Annotated in this window: 15 protein-coding genes; 9 read left to right on the top strand and 6 right to left on the bottom strand. The window is 67.7% G+C overall.

Translation table 11 applies throughout. The features are described 5' to 3' along the window. Nucleotides 1-14 precede the first annotated feature (14 nt). From L0965_RS05730 to L0965_RS05715, 4 genes are all read right to left on the bottom strand, one after another. Nucleotides 15-1,121 (bottom strand): iron chelate uptake ABC transporter family permease subunit, encoded by a 1,107-nt coding sequence (locus tag L0965_RS05730; RefSeq protein WP_101307186.1) that lies wholly within the window; start codon nucleotides 1,119-1,121, stop codon nucleotides 15-17. An 8-nt stretch (nucleotides 1,122-1,129) separates the two neighbouring features. Continuing rightward, on the bottom strand, nucleotides 1,130-2,113 hold the full coding sequence (locus tag L0965_RS05725; RefSeq protein WP_232784012.1) for an iron ABC transporter permease: 984 nt from the start codon (nucleotides 2,111-2,113) through the stop codon (nucleotides 1,130-1,132). 128 nt (nucleotides 2,114-2,241) lie between these two features. Further along, nucleotides 2,242-3,300: an iron-siderophore ABC transporter substrate-binding protein gene (locus tag L0965_RS05720; RefSeq protein ID WP_101305946.1), complete on the bottom strand. Its 1,059-nt coding sequence runs from the start codon at nucleotides 3,298-3,300 to the stop codon at nucleotides 2,242-2,244. A gap of 186 nt (nucleotides 3,301-3,486) precedes the next feature. After that, nucleotides 3,487-4,329: an AraC family transcriptional regulator gene (locus L0965_RS05715; RefSeq protein WP_101305945.1), complete on the bottom strand. Its 843-nt coding sequence runs from the start codon at nucleotides 4,327-4,329 to the stop codon at nucleotides 3,487-3,489. Nucleotides 4,330-4,628: 299 nt separating this feature from the next. Here L0965_RS05715 and L0965_RS05710 point away from each other — a divergent pair, with 299 nt between their 5' ends. From L0965_RS05710 to L0965_RS05690, 5 genes are all read left to right on the top strand, one after another. Further along, nucleotides 4,629-4,982, top strand: a complete 354-nt coding sequence (locus tag L0965_RS05710) for an Lsr2 family protein (protein ID WP_101305944.1) — start codon at nucleotides 4,629-4,631, stop codon at nucleotides 4,980-4,982. A gap of 432 nt (nucleotides 4,983-5,414) precedes the next feature. Next, entirely contained in the window at nucleotides 5,415-6,617 is a 1,203-nt protein-coding gene (locus tag L0965_RS05705) for an MFS transporter (RefSeq protein ID WP_157831578.1), read from the top strand. A 299-nt stretch (nucleotides 6,618-6,916) separates the two neighbouring features. Next, nucleotides 6,917-7,780 carry an alpha/beta fold hydrolase gene (locus L0965_RS05700; protein WP_157831577.1) on the top strand — a complete coding sequence of 288 codons (864 nt, stop codon included), beginning with the start codon at nucleotides 6,917-6,919 and terminating at the stop codon, nucleotides 7,778-7,780. Between the two features lie 41 nt (nucleotides 7,781-7,821). Then, the gene (locus tag L0965_RS05695; RefSeq protein WP_101305941.1) at nucleotides 7,822-8,817 is read left to right on the top strand and encodes an NADP-dependent oxidoreductase; all 996 of its coding nucleotides are present in this window, start codon (nucleotides 7,822-7,824) and stop codon (nucleotides 8,815-8,817) included. Nucleotides 8,818-8,878: 61 nt separating this feature from the next. Next, nucleotides 8,879-9,739 carry an alpha/beta fold hydrolase gene (locus tag L0965_RS05690; RefSeq protein WP_101305940.1) on the top strand — a complete coding sequence of 287 codons (861 nt, stop codon included), beginning with the start codon at nucleotides 8,879-8,881 and terminating at the stop codon, nucleotides 9,737-9,739. Between the two features lie 179 nt (nucleotides 9,740-9,918). Here L0965_RS05690 and L0965_RS05685 read toward each other — a convergent pair whose 3' ends face one another. Beyond that, the gene (locus tag L0965_RS05685; protein ID WP_060960042.1) at nucleotides 9,919-10,551 is read right to left on the bottom strand and encodes a TetR/AcrR family transcriptional regulator; all 633 of its coding nucleotides are present in this window, start codon (nucleotides 10,549-10,551) and stop codon (nucleotides 9,919-9,921) included. A 149-nt stretch (nucleotides 10,552-10,700) separates the two neighbouring features. Here L0965_RS05685 and L0965_RS05680 point away from each other — a divergent pair, with 149 nt between their 5' ends. Together L0965_RS05680 and L0965_RS05675 are read left to right on the top strand one after the other, a co-directional pair. Beyond that, a complete protein-coding gene (locus L0965_RS05680) occupies nucleotides 10,701-11,777 on the top strand; it encodes an alkene reductase (RefSeq protein WP_101305939.1) in 1,077 nt (358 codons plus the stop codon). 25 nt (nucleotides 11,778-11,802) lie between these two features. Beyond that, the gene (locus L0965_RS05675; protein WP_060960044.1) at nucleotides 11,803-12,510 is read left to right on the top strand and encodes an SDR family oxidoreductase; all 708 of its coding nucleotides are present in this window, start codon (nucleotides 11,803-11,805) and stop codon (nucleotides 12,508-12,510) included. Between the two features lie 451 nt (nucleotides 12,511-12,961). Here the strand turns inward: L0965_RS05675 and L0965_RS05670 are convergent, their stop codons facing one another. Further along, nucleotides 12,962-13,576, bottom strand: coding sequence for a hypothetical protein (locus L0965_RS05670; RefSeq protein ID WP_101305938.1), 615 nt, complete (start codon nucleotides 13,574-13,576; stop codon nucleotides 12,962-12,964). Nucleotides 13,577-13,901: 325 nt separating this feature from the next. On the opposite strand from L0965_RS05670, the gene L0965_RS05665 reads away from it, so the two are divergent. Continuing rightward, nucleotides 13,902-14,186, top strand: a complete 285-nt coding sequence (locus L0965_RS05665; protein ID WP_101305937.1) for a helix-turn-helix domain-containing protein — start codon at nucleotides 13,902-13,904, stop codon at nucleotides 14,184-14,186. 9 nt (nucleotides 14,187-14,195) lie between these two features. Then, nucleotides 14,196-15,629, top strand: a complete 1,434-nt coding sequence (locus L0965_RS05660) for an SIR2 family protein (RefSeq protein ID WP_157831576.1) — start codon at nucleotides 14,196-14,198, stop codon at nucleotides 15,627-15,629. The last annotated feature ends 65 nt before the right edge of the window (nucleotides 15,630-15,694 follow it).

The following is a 15,694-nucleotide window of genomic DNA, read 5'->3' as shown; positions in this document are numbered from 1 at the left end:
CGGACGGGGGCGGGTCAGGCGCGTCGCGCATACTGTGTCGCGAGCAGCCACGCGAGGTAGAGGCCGCCCACCGAGACGGTCACCACCCCGACGGGCACCGTCGCGAGCTGCGCGACCGCGTCGGAGACGACGACGAGAGCGGCACCGGTGAGCATGACCGGCACGATGTCCATCGGCGTGTTCGCGCGGGTGAGCCGCTGCGCGATCTGCGGCGCGGCCAGGGCGATGAACGAGATCGGTCCGGCGGCCGCGGTGACGAGGGCGATCAGGGCCACACCGCACACCATCGCCGCCAGTCGCGTGCGCGCCGGGGCGACCCCGAGCGCCGAGGCGGCGTCGTCGCCCATCTCGAGCACGGGCAGTGTGCGCTGCAGCGGTATGGATGCCGCGAGGACGAGGACGAACACGACGGCCGCCGGGGCGAGCTGGTCGAACCCGAGCGAGGCGATGGAGCCGGCGCCCCACGTCGCCGCCATCATCGCCTTCTCCACGCTGACCGACAGGAGGATCCACGAAGTCAGCGCCCCGAGCCCCGCGGAGACACCGATCCCGACGATGATGAGCCGGAACGAGGACATCGTGTTCTTGGCGGCGAGCGCGTAGACGAGGACGGCCGTGAGGATGCCGCCCACGAGCGCACCGGCGGCCTTGAACAGGTACGTGTTCAGCTCGAGCACCACCATCGTCACCGTGACGCCGAACTGCGCGCCGACGCCGAAACCGATGATGTCGGGCGAGCCGAGCGGGTTGCGGGTCAGCGACTGGAAGATCCCGCCCGACAGCGCGAGAGCGGCGCCGCAGAGCACGGCGAACAGGATGCGCGGCATCCGCCATTCCCAGACGACTTGGCGCACATCGGGGTCGGACGAGGGATCGAGCACGCCGCGCACGACGCCAGCGACGTCGATGTCGTACGCGCCGAGGGTCATGGAGTACAGCCCCGCGACCACGATCAGCACGAGCAGGGCCGCGCAGACGACGACGGTGCGCACGGGGAGGAGAGCCGCGACGCGTCGCGTGTCGATCCGGAGGTGACGCCGGCCGAAGTCGACCGCCTGCGGGGTGGAGCGAAGCCGCGACGGCCGGGACGGCTCGAGCGGACGGTCAGGGTCGGTTCGCACGTCGACGCTCACAGCCCGCTCACCCGCCGCCGCCGCACGAGGGCCACCAGCACCGGCGCGCCCAGCAGTCCCGTGACGATGCCGACGCGGACCTCGCCGTTGGGCAGCACGAGGCGCCCGAGGATGTCGGCGAGCAGCAGGAACGTGGGCCCGACGAGCATCGAGTACGCCAGCACCCAGCGCTGGTCGGGACCGGTGAACCAGCGCACGACGTGCGGGATCATGATGCCGACGAACGCGATGGGTCCCGCCGCTGCGACGCTCGTGCCCGCCAGCAGGGTGACGGCGACGATCACCAGGATGCGGGTGGTGCGCACGCGCGCGCCGAGCGACTGGGCGAGGTCGTCGCCGAGCGCCATCGCGTTGAGCGGCCGGGCGCAGACGACGGCGATGACCAGTCCAGCCGCGATCAGGGGTGCCGCCCAGACGAGCTCCTCGATCGCGTGTCCGCCGATCGCGCCGACGCCCCAGAAGCGCATGACGTCGAAAGAGGTGCGGTTCTGTAGGACGATCGCGGTCGTGAATCCCGTGAACGCCGCCCCGAGGGCGACGCCGGCGAGCGTGAGCTTCATGGGCGTCGCCCCCGACGGGCCGAACGAGCCGAGCAGGGAGACGAGCACGGTGAGCACGAGCGCGCCCAGCAGCGCGAACGGCACGAAGCCGCCGGGCGCGGTGATCCCCAGCACCGCGACGGCGAAGGTCACGGCGAACGAGGCTCCCGCGTTGACCCCGAGGATGCCCGGGTCGGCGAGCGGATTGCGGGTGAACGCCTGGATGAGCGCACCGCACACCGCGAGGGCGGCGCCGACGGCGATGCCCAGGAGGGTGCGCGGCACGCGGAGCTGCTGCACGAGCAGGTGCATCGGGTCGTCGTCGTCATAGGCGGTGAGCGCGGCGAGCACCGTCGTGGGGTCGATCGGCCGGTTGCCGATCGCGAGCGACGCGACCACGGTCAGCCCGAGGATCCCTCCGGCGACAACGACCCCCGCCACGCGCCTGGCGGTGCGGCGCGGGGAGCCGGCCCGTTCGCGCCGCCTCCCCGCGTGGTGGGTCGGGGCGTCGCCACCCGCCGGCGTCGCCGGTCGTTCCGGCGACGACAGCGGCGCGGACACCCCGGCGCTCACTCGCCCGTGATGGTCGGCGTACCGCGCAGGGCTGCGGCGAGGTCGTCGACGTAGGTCGGCAGCACAGAGGCCAGCGAGAGGACGGTCGGGGCGCTGATCGCGGCCGCCTGGGCCTGGTCGGCGTAGATCACGTACGCGTTCGCGGCGATCGGCTGCCACCGTGATACGACCTTGTTCTCGACCGTGTACGTGCCCTCGGCGGCGGAACTTCCCCAGGCGACGAAGAGGTCGGCCTGCACGTCGTAGAGCTTTTCGAGACTCACTCCCGTGTACCAGTTGTCGCCCTCTGCCGAGGCGAGGAAGCTGTCCATCGCCGAGGTCGAGGTGAATCCGAGCGCTTCCGTGATGCGCACGCGGGGGTCGTACTTCAGGTAGACCCCGAGGTCGGTGCCGCCCTCGTTGAGAGTCAGCCCCCACACGAAGGTCTTCCCCTCGAACTCGGGGTGGGCGGCGGCGAGCGTGGCGATCTGCTGCTCGGTGTCCGCGATGACCTCCTCCGCTCTGTCGCTCTCCCACATCGCGGCGCCGATCGTGCGGGTCATCTCCTCCCACGTGCCGGGGTTCCAGGGGCCTTCGATGTACGGCACGGTCGGCGCGATCCCGCTCAACCGCTGATACTCGACGTCGCTGATGCCGGTGTACAGGCCCAGGATGAGGTCGGGCTCGAGCGCCTTGATGGCCTCGTAATTCGGACCCTCGTCGAGCGGGGAGATCAGGGTGGGCAACTCGCCGTAGTGCTCGGTGGCGTAGTCCGTGAACCAGGGCTGGAAACCGCTGTCGTCGGCGCCCCAGACCTTCTCCATGCCGACGGGGTTCTCACCCAGAGCGGCGACGATGTCACCGGACATCCATCCCAGCGCCACGATGCGCTTCGGCTTCTCGGCGATCGTGGTCGATCCGTGGGCGTGCGTGATGACGACCCCGCTCGAGGTGGCCGTCGAGGACGCGGCCGTCTCATCGGCGGCATCGCACCCGGTGAGGGCGACCACTACGGCGAGGGCGGCGGCGAGTGCGGATACGCGTCGCGCTTTCGGGCGCGCAAGAGCGTGCGGCATTGTTCTCCTTGCGAGATGAGGGTGGGAGGGATGCCGCGACGACGCGGCCGGAAGTTAGGTAACGCTCACCTAACAACACGATGCTAGGGCCGCTTGCGGCCCGACAGTGTCGCAGGACGGACGAGTTGTGTCGCAGAAGCGACACCTCACGTGGCGCGTCCTCTCCCGCCGAACCGCCGTTCGGAGTCAGCGGCCGTAGAGGCGGTGCGCCGGATCCGCGCTCACGCGCGCGACGTGCTGGCGCGGAGTCACCCCGAACCTGTCTTTGAACGCGGCCGAGAATGCGCTCGTCGTCGCATAGCCGCACCGGCGGGCCGCCATCCCGATCGGCGTTCCGTCGACGATCAATCGCGCCGCCAGCACCATGCGCACCCACGTCCTCCACTGGCCGAAGCTCATCCCGATGTCGCGGGTGAACACGCGCAGCACCGTGCGTTCGTGCAGGCCGTGGGCGGCGACGAGCTCACGGGCGGTCCGCACGTCGCCCGGATCGGAGAGCACGGCCTGCACGAGGGCGCGCACGCGCTCGTCAGCGGGCATCGGCACCTCGCTCCACTCGTCCGACGACTCGCGCACGGGCTGCTGCAGCATCTCCAGCAGCACCGCTTGGATGCGCACGCGCAGACGGTCGGGCATGTCATCGGTCCCGAGGTGGAGCAGCATCTCCTGCACCGCGCGAGGAACGAGCACTCGCGTGACCTCGACCACCGGGGTGACGAGCGAGGCGTCGGGGATGTAGGTGTAGCAGCCGGTCGAGTCGCGCTCATGGCGTGCAGTATGCGGCGTGCCCGCGGGGATCCACATGCCCTGGCCGGGGGCCAAACGCCACATGGCGTCACGCAGGTACACCCACACCGTGCCGCGGTAGCACCACGCGAGCAGGGCGTCGGGGTGGGCGTGCGGAGGCGAGATCGGTCGCGACGAGACGTCGTCGGCGGTGATGACGCCCGTGCTCATGAGGTAGGGCGCCCGCAGCGAGCTGGGATGCGTCGGGCTCGCGTCCCAGTCCGCCTGACGGTAGGAGCTCATCGGGACCAGCCTCTTCTCCGCGTCGTTCCCGTCCTCACGAAGGCTAACCAGGGGTGCCCTTCGCCGCCAAACGGCCCGCGACGGAATGGGGCTCGCCCCGCGGTGTCTGCACGTGGCATTCACCCGACCGCGATGTCACCGCGCACCGAATCGGGAACGCTCGCCACGGCGCCGGGAAAAAGTTGTCAAGGGGCAGGGGAATGAACCGCTTTCACTCAAATGAGTGAGTAGGCTTTTCCGCAGACGGGTCGATAACCCGACTGCCCAGCGCCCCATACAACCTGAGAGAAGCCCCACTCATGGCACAGAAAGTCATCGTCGAGCTCGTCGACGACCTCGATGGCACCCCGATCGCACACGGTAAGGGCGGCAGCGTGAGCTTCGCGCTCGGTAAGAAGTCCTACGAGATCGACCTTTCCGACGAGAATCTCGCGAAGCTCGAGGACGCACTCGCGCCTTTCATCAGCGCTGCACGCGCATCCTCGCCCGCGACGAACGGCGGCGCACGTCGAACCGGCGCCCGCTCATCGCGAAAGGCCTCCGGCAAGGACCTCGGCGTCGTTCGTGAATGGGCGCGTGCCAATGGTCACACCGTCAGCGAGCGCGGACGCGTTCCCGCCGCCGTGCTCGAGGCGTACACCGCGGCGCACTGATCGGATTCACGCGCACGACACCGTGGGCACCGCTGGGAACGATCGTTCTCATCGGTGCCCACAGTCGTTCCTCGCCGAACGGCCCGGCGTTCTGCTGCTTGTCGCGGCACTCGTGTGGCTCGTCGTGGCTTTCCTCGCCCGCGCATTCCATTCGCCGGCATCGCTCTAGAACAGAGGCATCGCGTGACCCCGGGCGACGGGTCATCACCCGGCCGGCGTTCCGCAGCCCTTCAGCATCATCACGTCGTCCTCTCACCGGAGAGGACGACGTGCTCGAAATGCTCGACCAAAGTGTGGGATTTCGGCGGGGACGTTGACGCCGTATTCGGGCGGCAATAGCCTGCCTCCCACGGCACACCCGCGACACGGGCGAGGAACTCGAGAATTGACGGCAATCGCCACAAATGTCAGGCACTCGGGTCGGAGGAGCCCGTGATTTCCGACGTCGCACGATTTCGCGCGGGGCGGGCCTTCACCTCCGCTGGTGGGGCCGCGACCGAGGTCCTCGCGCCTCTCATCCTCGTGTCGACACTCGGCGGGACGCCTGCCCACGTCGCGGTCCTGTTGGCCGTGATGCTCGCGACGAGCATGCTTCTACGGATTCCGCTCGCGGTCTGGGCCGACCGCAGCCGCAGACACGTGAGGCTGATGATCCTGACCGCGACACTGTCAGGACTGTGGTCGACCGTGGCGCCGATCATGTGGTCGGTCGGAGCACTGTCCCCCGTCACCCTGATCGCCTGGCTCGCGGTGAACATCCTGCTTCTCACTGCGCTGTCGGTTCTGGGTCACGGTGTCTTGAACCACCTGACCGAACCCGAAGACCGCGTGCGACAAGTCGGCCTGTTGAGCTCGGCGACCAGTACCGGCGAAATCGTCGGCCAGTCGGGAGCACCCCTTCTCATCGCCTTCATGCCGGCACCCCTTGCGCTGTTGATCGACACCGTGGCCTCGTGGATCGCAGCGTTGTCGTGGACGAGGATCCCCGATGTCGACGCGGACCCGGCGGAGGAGCCGCGGCCCTCTCTGAGGCTCATCGCCCGGCAGTTGTCGCGCAACCCGACGCTGTGGATCGCCGCCGCGGCCGGCCTGTTCTCCTCGCTCACCGCCCCCTTGGGCGTCTACTACTTCGTGAACACGCTGGGCGTAGACCCTCCGCTGCTCGGTCTTGTCGTGGCGACGGGCGCACTGGGCGGCATCACAGGGGGCGTCGCGCTCGGTCGGCTCTACGCCCGCTGGAGCACGGCGACGGTCGTCGTGATCGGACTCCTGGCGATGGGACTCGCCACCATCGGTGTGGCCCTCGCTCCTGCGAACAGTCCGTGGACGTACGTCGCACTGGTGGCGATCGAGTTCTCGACCGCCTTCGGCGGAACGCTCGTGATGGCCACCCTCTACGGCGAGCTGCAATCGGGAGCGGGAAGCCACGACGTCGCACGCACGATGTCGTCGGCCAGTTTCCTCGTCGAAGCGACCGGCCTCGCAGGCCTCGGCGCTGGAGCACTGCTCGCTGCATGGCTCCCGATCCCCGCGGCGTACGCGATCGCGGGCGCGCTGACCGTGATGCTGGTCATCCCCGCCGCGACGGGGCAACGGCGCGTCTCGCGCGAGGACGCGCCGCGATCGTCACGATGACCGAAAGCGAAGAGGCGAGATTCGGCGCCTTTAGCACGGTTCGGTCCGTGCGGAGGTCTCCGGGACGCGTTCACATCGGCAGTTGACGCCGGCGCTTCTCGGACGACCGGTCAGGGCTCAGTGCGTGCCCCACTACAGAGGAGCGCGGTATCCACCGCCGGTCTCGCTTTCCCCCGACGCCCGACCGAACCGGACCGCCGCATCACATCGCCTCCTTGATCTCTGACTGAGTTCAGTCAATAATGAGTGTGCTCGCAAAAGCGAGGGCTGCACAATCCTCATCGGACCCGGGAGCACATATGGCCACGGGCTCGCGCGGCGACCGCCGCAGAGCGTCCATCATCGACGCCAACACGCGGATGGTGCACGTCGACGGGGCCGACATCGCTTACCGCGAGATCGGATCGGGCGACCGGCCGCCTCTCGTGGCTTTGACGCATCTCGGCGGAAATCTGGATGCGTGGGACCCCGAGGTGATCGATGCGCTCGCGCAGGATCGCCGGGTCATCGTGCTCGGCTACCGCGGCGTGGGTCGATCGACCGGCCGGGTGCGGGACACCTTCGACGACATGGCCCGCGACACCATCGCCGCCGTGCTCGCGCTGGGCCTCAACCGCATCGACCTCTTCGGCCTCTCGATGGGAGGCATGGTCGCCCAAACGATCGTCGAGGAGGAGGCGACCCTGGTGGACCACCTCGTGATGTCCGGAACCGGCCCGCGGGGCGGCGCCGGCCTCACCCGGATGACGGGCGTCATGCTCCGCGGCATCGCGCGCAGCGTCATGACCGCGCGCACCGCGACCTCCGTCCTCTTCTTCCCCCGCACAGAGAGCGGGACGCGTGCCGCGGCCGCGTATCAACGCCGGCTGAAGCGCCGCCGCACCGACCGCGATGCGGCCGTCACCCCGGGCGTCATGCGCGCGCAGCTCCGCGCCGTCGCGCGGTGGGGAGCCCAGCCCGGCCCAGCCCACGAGCGGATGAGCACGCCGACGCTCACCTTCCACGGCGAGGACGACATCCTCGTCCCGGTGGCCAACGCGAACCAGCTGCGTACGGCGTTCTCCGCTCTCGATGTGGTGACCTTCCGGCATGCCGGGCACGGCGTGGTCTCGCAGCACCGCGACATCGTGACCGGTCGGATCCAGTCCTTCCTGCGCGCCTGACGCAGTGCCCGAACCTCTCTCCCAGAACAGGAAATCTCGACATGCGTGCATTCGTCATCGACGGCTACAAGAAGCCCCTCCACGAGGCAGACGTCCCCGAGCCGACCGTCGGTCCGAACGACGTCCTCATCGCGGTGGGTGCGGCCGGACTCAACAGCCTGGACGAGCGGATCCGCGTCGGGGACTTCAAGGCGTTCCTCCCGTACCGACCGCCGTTCACGCTCGGCCACGATGTGGCCGGGACGGTGATCCGGGTGGGCGCGCAGGTCCGCTCCTTCTCGCCCGGCGACGAGGTGTTCTCCCGGGCGCGCGACCATCGGATCGGAACCTTCGCGGAGCGCATCGCGGTCGATCAGGCGGATGTCGCCCGCGTTCCCTCGTCGGTCGATCTCGTCGAAGCGGCATCCCTTCCCCTCGTCGCCCTGACCGCGTGGCAAGCTCTCGTCGAGAAGGGCGGCGTGAAGGCCGGTCAGAAGGTCCTCATCCACGGAGGGGCCGGCGGTGTCGGAACGATCGCCATCCAACTGGCGAAGCATCTCGGTGCGGAGGTGGCGACGACCGCCTCGGCGAAGAACGCGGAGTTCGTGCGGTCCCTCGGCGCCGACATCGTGATCGACTACGCCAGCCGGGACTTCTCGGCAGAGCTGTCGGGGTACGACTTCGTGCTGGACAGCCTCGGCGGCGAGAACCTGACGAGGTCGCTGCGCGTCCTGCGCCCCGGGGGCACGGCCGTCGGCATCGCCGGCCCGCCGACACCCGCGTTCGCCCGGCAGATCGACCTGAGCCCGGCCCTGCGTCTCGTGACCGGCGCGCTGAGCAGGAGGGTGCGCGGGCAAGCGAAGAGACTCGGCGTCACCTACGAGTTCCTCTTCATGCGCGCCGACGGCGAGCAGCTGCGGGCCATCGCCGAACTCGTGGACGCCGGTGCGATCCGCCCGATCGTGGGCGCCACCTCCCCCTTCGAGGATGCACCGAAGGCTCTCGCGTCGCTGCACCGCGGTGGCATCCGCGGAAAGTCCGTCCTCCTCGGCGCGTGATTCCCTTCCCACCGCCCACCCGCGCCCCTCACACTCACCACCGAACCCAAGGACGTCTCCCATGAACGAAACAGTCATCACCTCGTACGCCCACGCCCCCGCGAAGACCGTCGCGGTCGGCCCGGACACCTTCGCCTACCGCGAGCTCGGCCCGAAGGAGGAAATCCCCGTCGTCTTCTTCGTCCACCTCGCCGCAACCCTCGACAACTGGGACCCTCGCATCATCGACGCGATCGCGAAGATCCGTCACGTGATCACGTTCGATCAGCTCGGCGTCGGTGCGTCCAGCGGCCGCGTGCCCGACACCCTCGATGAGGCCGCCGATGACGCCTACCGGTTCATCACGAGGGGTCTCGGCCTGAAGAAGATCGATGTGTTCTCGTTCTCGATGGGCGGGATGATCGCTCAAGACCTCGTGGTGAAGCACCCCGACCTCGTTCGCGGCCTCATCCTCACCGGCACGGGTCCGCGCGGCGGCAAAGACATGGACAAAGTCGTCGGCACGACCTACGGGGACATCCTCCGGTCGGTCCTCACGCGCTCGGACCCTAAGGAGTTCCTCTTCTTCAACCGCGACGCCCAGGGCAAGAGGGCCGGAAAGGCGTTCATCGGGCGGCTCAAGGAGCGCACCATCGACCGCGACAAGGCGATCTCCACCAAGGCGTTTCGCACACAGCTGAAGGCCATCGTGAAGTTCGGCCGCTCCGCACCGTCCGACCTCTCGGTGATCTCATCGCCCACGCTCATCGCCAACGGCGACAACGACCGCATGGTCCCCAGCATCCTCTCGGAGGACCTGCACCGCCGCATCACCGGCTCCGAGCTCATCATCTACCCGAACTCCGGACACGGTGGCATCTTCCAGTACTGGGAGGAGTTCGCGCCGGTCGCCGCGAAATTCCTCACCGACGTTCGGGCATGACACCATCTTCGGGGTCAACGTCTTCGACACACCGATGGCCGCGCACCCCGGCGGCGACGGGCTCGAGGCCGATCGCTTCGAAGTGCTCGCAGACGAGGCCACCCGGCAGGTGCGAGCCGGGCCGTGGGCCCCGTCAGGCGGACGCAGCGAGAGCGGCGCGATCACGAGGCGGGTGCAGGCTACGTGGTCGGCACCCACGTCTCGCCCTCGACGCCGGAGAGGATCGCCGTGACCTGAGCGCGGACGATCGCGAGGATCTCGTCGACGCTCGTGTCCGCCGTCGGAGCCGAGGCCATCGCGACCACCAGCCCGGAAGAGATCACCCGCGCCAACACAGCCGCATCGGCCTCGCTGCGACCGGCGCGCGTGACGATCAGGTCAATGAGGGTCTGCTCGCTCTCGCTGACGACCCGGAGCGCCTCCGCGTGGTGCGGCTCCGCCGCGTCACCGAAGATCATCTCCCGCAGGTATGTGCGGCCGTTGTCGACCTGCGTCCGGTTGCACGCGACGACCGGCGCCAGCAGCGCGAGGACACCGTCGATCGCTCCGGATGTGGCAGCCGCGGCGCTGCGACCTTCTTCGAGGGCTCGAGAGTAGTGGGCGTTCTGCACGAGGAGGAGCAACTCCCCCTTGGTCTTGGCGTAGAGGAAGAGGGTACCGGTGCCGATGTCTGCGGCGTCGGCGATCTCCTGCGTCGTGACGTCATCGACGCCGCGCTCGGCGAAGAGCGCGCCGGCCGCAACCATGATGCGCTCGAGTTTCTCCTGCTTGTTGCGCTCGCGACGCCCCACGGGCGGTGAGGTCGGTGACATCTTCGCTCCTCCGGGAATGAATACTGAGTGGCCCCGGTTATGAGCGTAGTCACTAACGTCATGGGCCTCTTCGATTCTCCCATCCTCGACCCGGTGACGACCTGTCCCACAACACCACCTGCCCCACAACACAAGGAACGACACTCACGATGACTCTCGACGCTCTCTGGCAGCCTTTCGCGCTCGGTCGCCTCGAACTCCCCCACCGCCTGGCGCTCGCACCGATGACGCGCAACCGAGCAGATGCCGACGGCACCCCCGGCGACTTGGTCGCCGAGTACTACGGCCAGCGCGCATCGCTCGGACTGCTCATCACCGAGGGAACCCAGCCCTCCGCGGACGGCCAGGGATACGTGAACACTCCCGGAATCTACACAGACGCGCACATCGCCGGCTGGCGGAAGGTCGCCGACACCGTGCACGACGGGGGCGGTCACCTGTTCATCCAGCTCATGCACGTGGGCCGCGTCTCCCACCCCGACAACACCCCCCACCACCGCCAGCCCGTGGCGCCGTCGGCTATCGCCGCGGGTCAGGACATGTTCACGGCGTCCGGCCCGCAGCCCCTGCCCGTTCCGCGCGCCCTCGCCACCGACGAGATCCCGGGCGTCATCGCGGAGTTCCGTCACGCAGCGGCATCCGCCATCGCCGCGGGAGCGGACGGCATCGAGATCCACGCGGCCAACGGCTACCTCCTGCACCAGTTCCTCTCCCCCAACGCCAACGAGCGCACCGATCAGTACGGCGGGTCGATCGAGAACCGGTCGCGTTTCGTCGTCGAGGTCGCCGCGGCCGTCGCTGATGAGATCGGCGCCGACCGTACCGGCATCCGCATCTCCCCCGCCTTCCCCCTCGGCGGCATCGACGAGGGGGCGCGCGCGGACGTGCACGCCCAGTACCTCGACCTCGTCGCGCGCCTCGCGCCCCTGAACCTCGCTTACCTCCACGTGCACCACCTGGGCGACGACGAGTTGCTCGCCGCGCTGCGCGAAGCCTGGCCGACGGCCGTGCTGGTCGTCCGCTACGGCCGCACGCGCGAGCAGATCGCGGACGACATCGAGGCGGGCCTGGCCGACATCACCCCGCTCGGACGGTTCGCGCTGGCGAATCCCGACGTTGTGGAGCGGCTGAAGGCCGATGCCCCGCTCACCGAGGTCGACCCCGGCACGCTGTACACCGGCGGCGCCCGCGGGTACGTCGACTACCCCACCCTCACCCACGTCTGACCCGAAACAGGAAGAGAACGCACCCATGACCTCACTCAACGGAGCCACCGTCCTCGTCACCGGCGCGAACGGAGGCATCGGCACCCACTTCGTGCGCGAGGCGCTCGTCCGCGGCGCGGCGAAGGTCTACGCCACCGCCCGCACACCGCGCACCTGGGACGACGAGCGCATCGTCCCCCTGCAGCTCGACGTGACGGATGCCGCATCGATCGAGGCCGCCGTCGCCGCCGCGCCCGACGTCACAATCCTGATCAACAACGCCGGCGCATCGCCCTCGAGCTTCGGCATCCTGAACCACACCGACGACGAAATCCGTCGCAACATCGAGACGAACTTCGTCGGACCACTCATGCTCGCACGCGCCTATGCCCCGCTGTTGTCGGCCCAGGCCGGAGAGACCGCGATCATCGACATCCACTCCGCGATGGCCTGGTTCGCCGTCGGCGGCATCTACTCGGCAACGAAGGCCGCCCTCTGGTCGGCGACGAACTCGATGCGCCTCGAGCTGCACCCCGCCGGCGTGCAGGTCTTGGGTGTGCATGTGGGCTGGGTCGACACGGCGATGGCCGCAGGATCGACCGATCCGAAACTCGACCCTGCCGTGCTCGTCGCGAAGGTGTTCGATGCCACCGAGGCGGGCGAGTACGAGGTGCTGGCCGATGAGACCTCGGTGCAGCTGAAGGCGGCGCTGTCCGGACCCTTCGAGGCGCTGTACCCGCAGCTCGCGAAGTAGCGGTGCCCCATACTCGGAGCCGAGAGCTCTGAGGCGATCGCGCCGGGGCTGGGACGAGCGACCGGAAATGGCTCGCGCCGAACCACCACCCGTGCCGCGCGCTGCACGGCTGCCGTCGGTCACGACGGCAGCCGTCGCCGCATTAGCGCCCTCCCCGGCGCACGCGTGCGAGCGGGGGCGGGCTGTGGCGGCACGTCGAACACGCAGGAGAGGGAAGCCGCCGAGTTGGCTGGCGCCCTTCTGGTTGCCGCTGCCCGGGCAAAGGTCGGAGGCGATCCGAGGGGTCGCCCCGGCCTACTGGCAGCTCGACATCGAGTTGACCACCTGGCGCATTGTGAAGACGTCGCGGAGCACGAGAACGTACAGCGCCGCGAACACGACGACCACGGCGATGCTTGTTGCGGCGATCGCCTGGAGGCGCGGCGCGCGTGCGGTGGGTCGACCCCGGGACTCAGGATGAGGTCTCGGCGATCCAGGCATTAGGCCCCGCCGCCAGAGAATCCACGTCGAGCTCGGTGACCGCTCCGATCGATACTCCCGATTGCGTGGGGAGCGCGAGAGCAACGCTCACGGTGCCTGATTCGATCGAGAGAGCCGGCACGGCCGCGCGGAGCGCGTGATCGATACGTTGAGCGCGCACGAGGGACGACCTCGGAATGGGTTCCGATAGTCCGTGTTCCCCGGTCTCGTCCAGGAGGAGGAGCGCCTGCGGGGTGAGCGCGATGATTCCCGGACCGTTCTTGGAGACTCTGGTTCCCGATGTGATCAGGACCTCTGTGAACAGGATCGTTGCGAGGTATCCTTCGCGGACCTGGATGCGATCGGCCCGCCTGCGCAGGCCACGCCAGCGCAGCACCGTCATGCGTATGAGTAACGTGACGACGACCGCTCCGACGACACCGAACAACAGAGCGGGGAGCCCCAAGCGACCCGTCGGAAGGAGCGTTCCGAGCACGAATGCCGTGCCCGTGAGCGCCGCGACGGGGATAGTCGAGACGCGAATCGACGCGCCACGAAACTCGACCGTCAGAGCTGGAACTCGAGGACCATTTTTCGTCGCCGTCATGGCAATACTGGCCTTCCTCCTGAGGATGCAGGGAGCCGAACTCCACCCGTCAGTGCACCAAAGATGCCGCCACGCCGTCGCACTCATTGAGTACACTGCGAAAACCAGGAGCGGCGTATCTCCTCGGGTAAACACGCCGCTACCAACTGGCTCTTACGGGGTCGCTTGTTCCAAAGCGACCGATGTGGCGGCCCCATCGGAAGCGTTTGGAAACAATTCGCGACCCCTGTTAGCTCTGCGTGATGCGCTGCGAAGAGGCGAGATTCGGCGCGTCCTGCAGGGTCCGGCTCGTGCGCACATAGCTGGGACACGCTCGCTCGGACAGATGACCCCGGCGCTTCTCGAACTGGTCATCTCGGACTACCGATCCGGACTCAGCGTCTACGCCATCGCAGAGAAGCACGGCTTCCACCGTCAGACCGTGACGACCCATCTCGTCGAAGCGGGCGTCACGCTCCGTCTCACCATCACCGATGCCGAGCGGCAACAGGCAAAGCTGCTGTACGCGTCGGGCATGCTCATCAAGGACATTGCCAAGACGCTCCGTCGCAACCCCGCGACTATCGCGAAGTTGGTGCACTCGGATGGGGTGGGCGCTCGGGCCAGCTAGGTTGTGAGGGTGAGCCTCATCTCGTCACGCCGACCCATCTACGTGCTTGGCGCGGGATTCTCCAAGGCAGTCAACAACGCCATGCCCATCACCAACGAGCTCGGTATCTCACTCTCGGAGCGTCTCGCTGGCAAAGTTGACTTCGACCTTCGGCCTGGTGAGACATTCGAGTCATGGCTCACCCTCCAGGTCACTCCGTTGCCGTTCCTACAAGGCTTCGAGAACGCCCAAAGGTCGGCCAACGCCTCGCGGATCATCGATGAGATCGCGCGGGTTATCGATGAGCGGGTGCATACGGCCTCCGCAGAATCGGCTCCTCTCTGGCTACTTCAGCTCATCGCAATTTGGCACATGGAGCAAGCGGTGGTTCTGACGTTCAACTACGACACATTAGTTGAGCGAGCCGTAAATTCCTCCGCCCCGACGATGACGACGCCGGAAGGGCAGGTTAGTTATGTTCTCGGCGACCACATCGTCTTTCCTGCCCCGCCTGCGCCGCAGGCTCAGTACATCGGCGACTCAGGAGCGGGTCACACAGATGGCTCCTTCGAGCTTCTGAAAATGCATGGTTCGCTCACTTGGTATTGGGCATCAGGCGACCCGACGGGATCGACACTAGTCCGAATCAGAGAGAAGCACGCCCTCGGAACCAACACGCCCCTCGCAACCGAAACGGACTTCTCTGGCATCGCAACTCTTGATCGCTATCTGATTCCACCGATCACGACCAAGGACGTCTACTACGGCTCCTACCTCGCCAACACGCTCTGGCGAATGGCGAGATCGCATATATCGACGGCAGAGAGTGTGACGCTCATCGGCTACTCCCTGCCCCCGGAAGACCGAGTTGCTAGTCACCTCATCGCCCAGGTGCCCGAGGACGCTTCTGTTGCTGTCGTCGACCGAAGCCCCGGATACCCGGAAGCTCCTGGATCAGTTCTCGGTAACCTCTCCGCCCTAGGAGTATCAGCGACGTCCGCCGCCGCGGGCGACCAGAGTCTCGCGGTCTTTGTGTCCGAGAAGATCGATGCCGCCACCGGAGCCTTACCCAATTCCCCCGGGTTTGATGAACTGGAGAACGCGAACGCAGACGTCATCGTTGCGCTCTCCAAGGGCTGGGGAGTTCGCGATATGAGTGATCTATTCGTGTTGGCGTGGAACGAAGGAAGACAAGTCTTCGAGGCCCACGAAGTCAAGTACGGATATCTGCACGGTGCGACCATGCCCTACCGAGAGTCAGTACTGAATGCGATGCCATCCGGACACCGCAAACTCGACGATTTCGTGACCGCGTCAAAGCTTCGCGAGCTCATCCGCGACGGCGCCCCCTTCGTCTTCGAGGATCCGCTGAATAAACGTAAGCTCATCGCCATCGGAGCAGAGCGCCTAAAGATCGAGCGTTGGGAAAACCTCCAGCTCAAGTGGGCACCATATTCTCAGTAGCCCTCCGGACTGCGACCGCCGGAAGCAGTCCAGATCGAGGCCGGACCGGGTATTCGATTCGCTCA

It is taken from the genome of Microbacterium sp. NFH-22A-Y, assembly GCF_021401375.1.
Classification (GTDB): Bacteria; Actinomycetota; Actinomycetes; order Actinomycetales; family Microbacteriaceae; genus Microbacterium; species Microbacterium hominis.
Note: the sequence above shows the minus strand (reverse complement) of the source record. Positions and strands in the feature narration are given on the sequence as shown.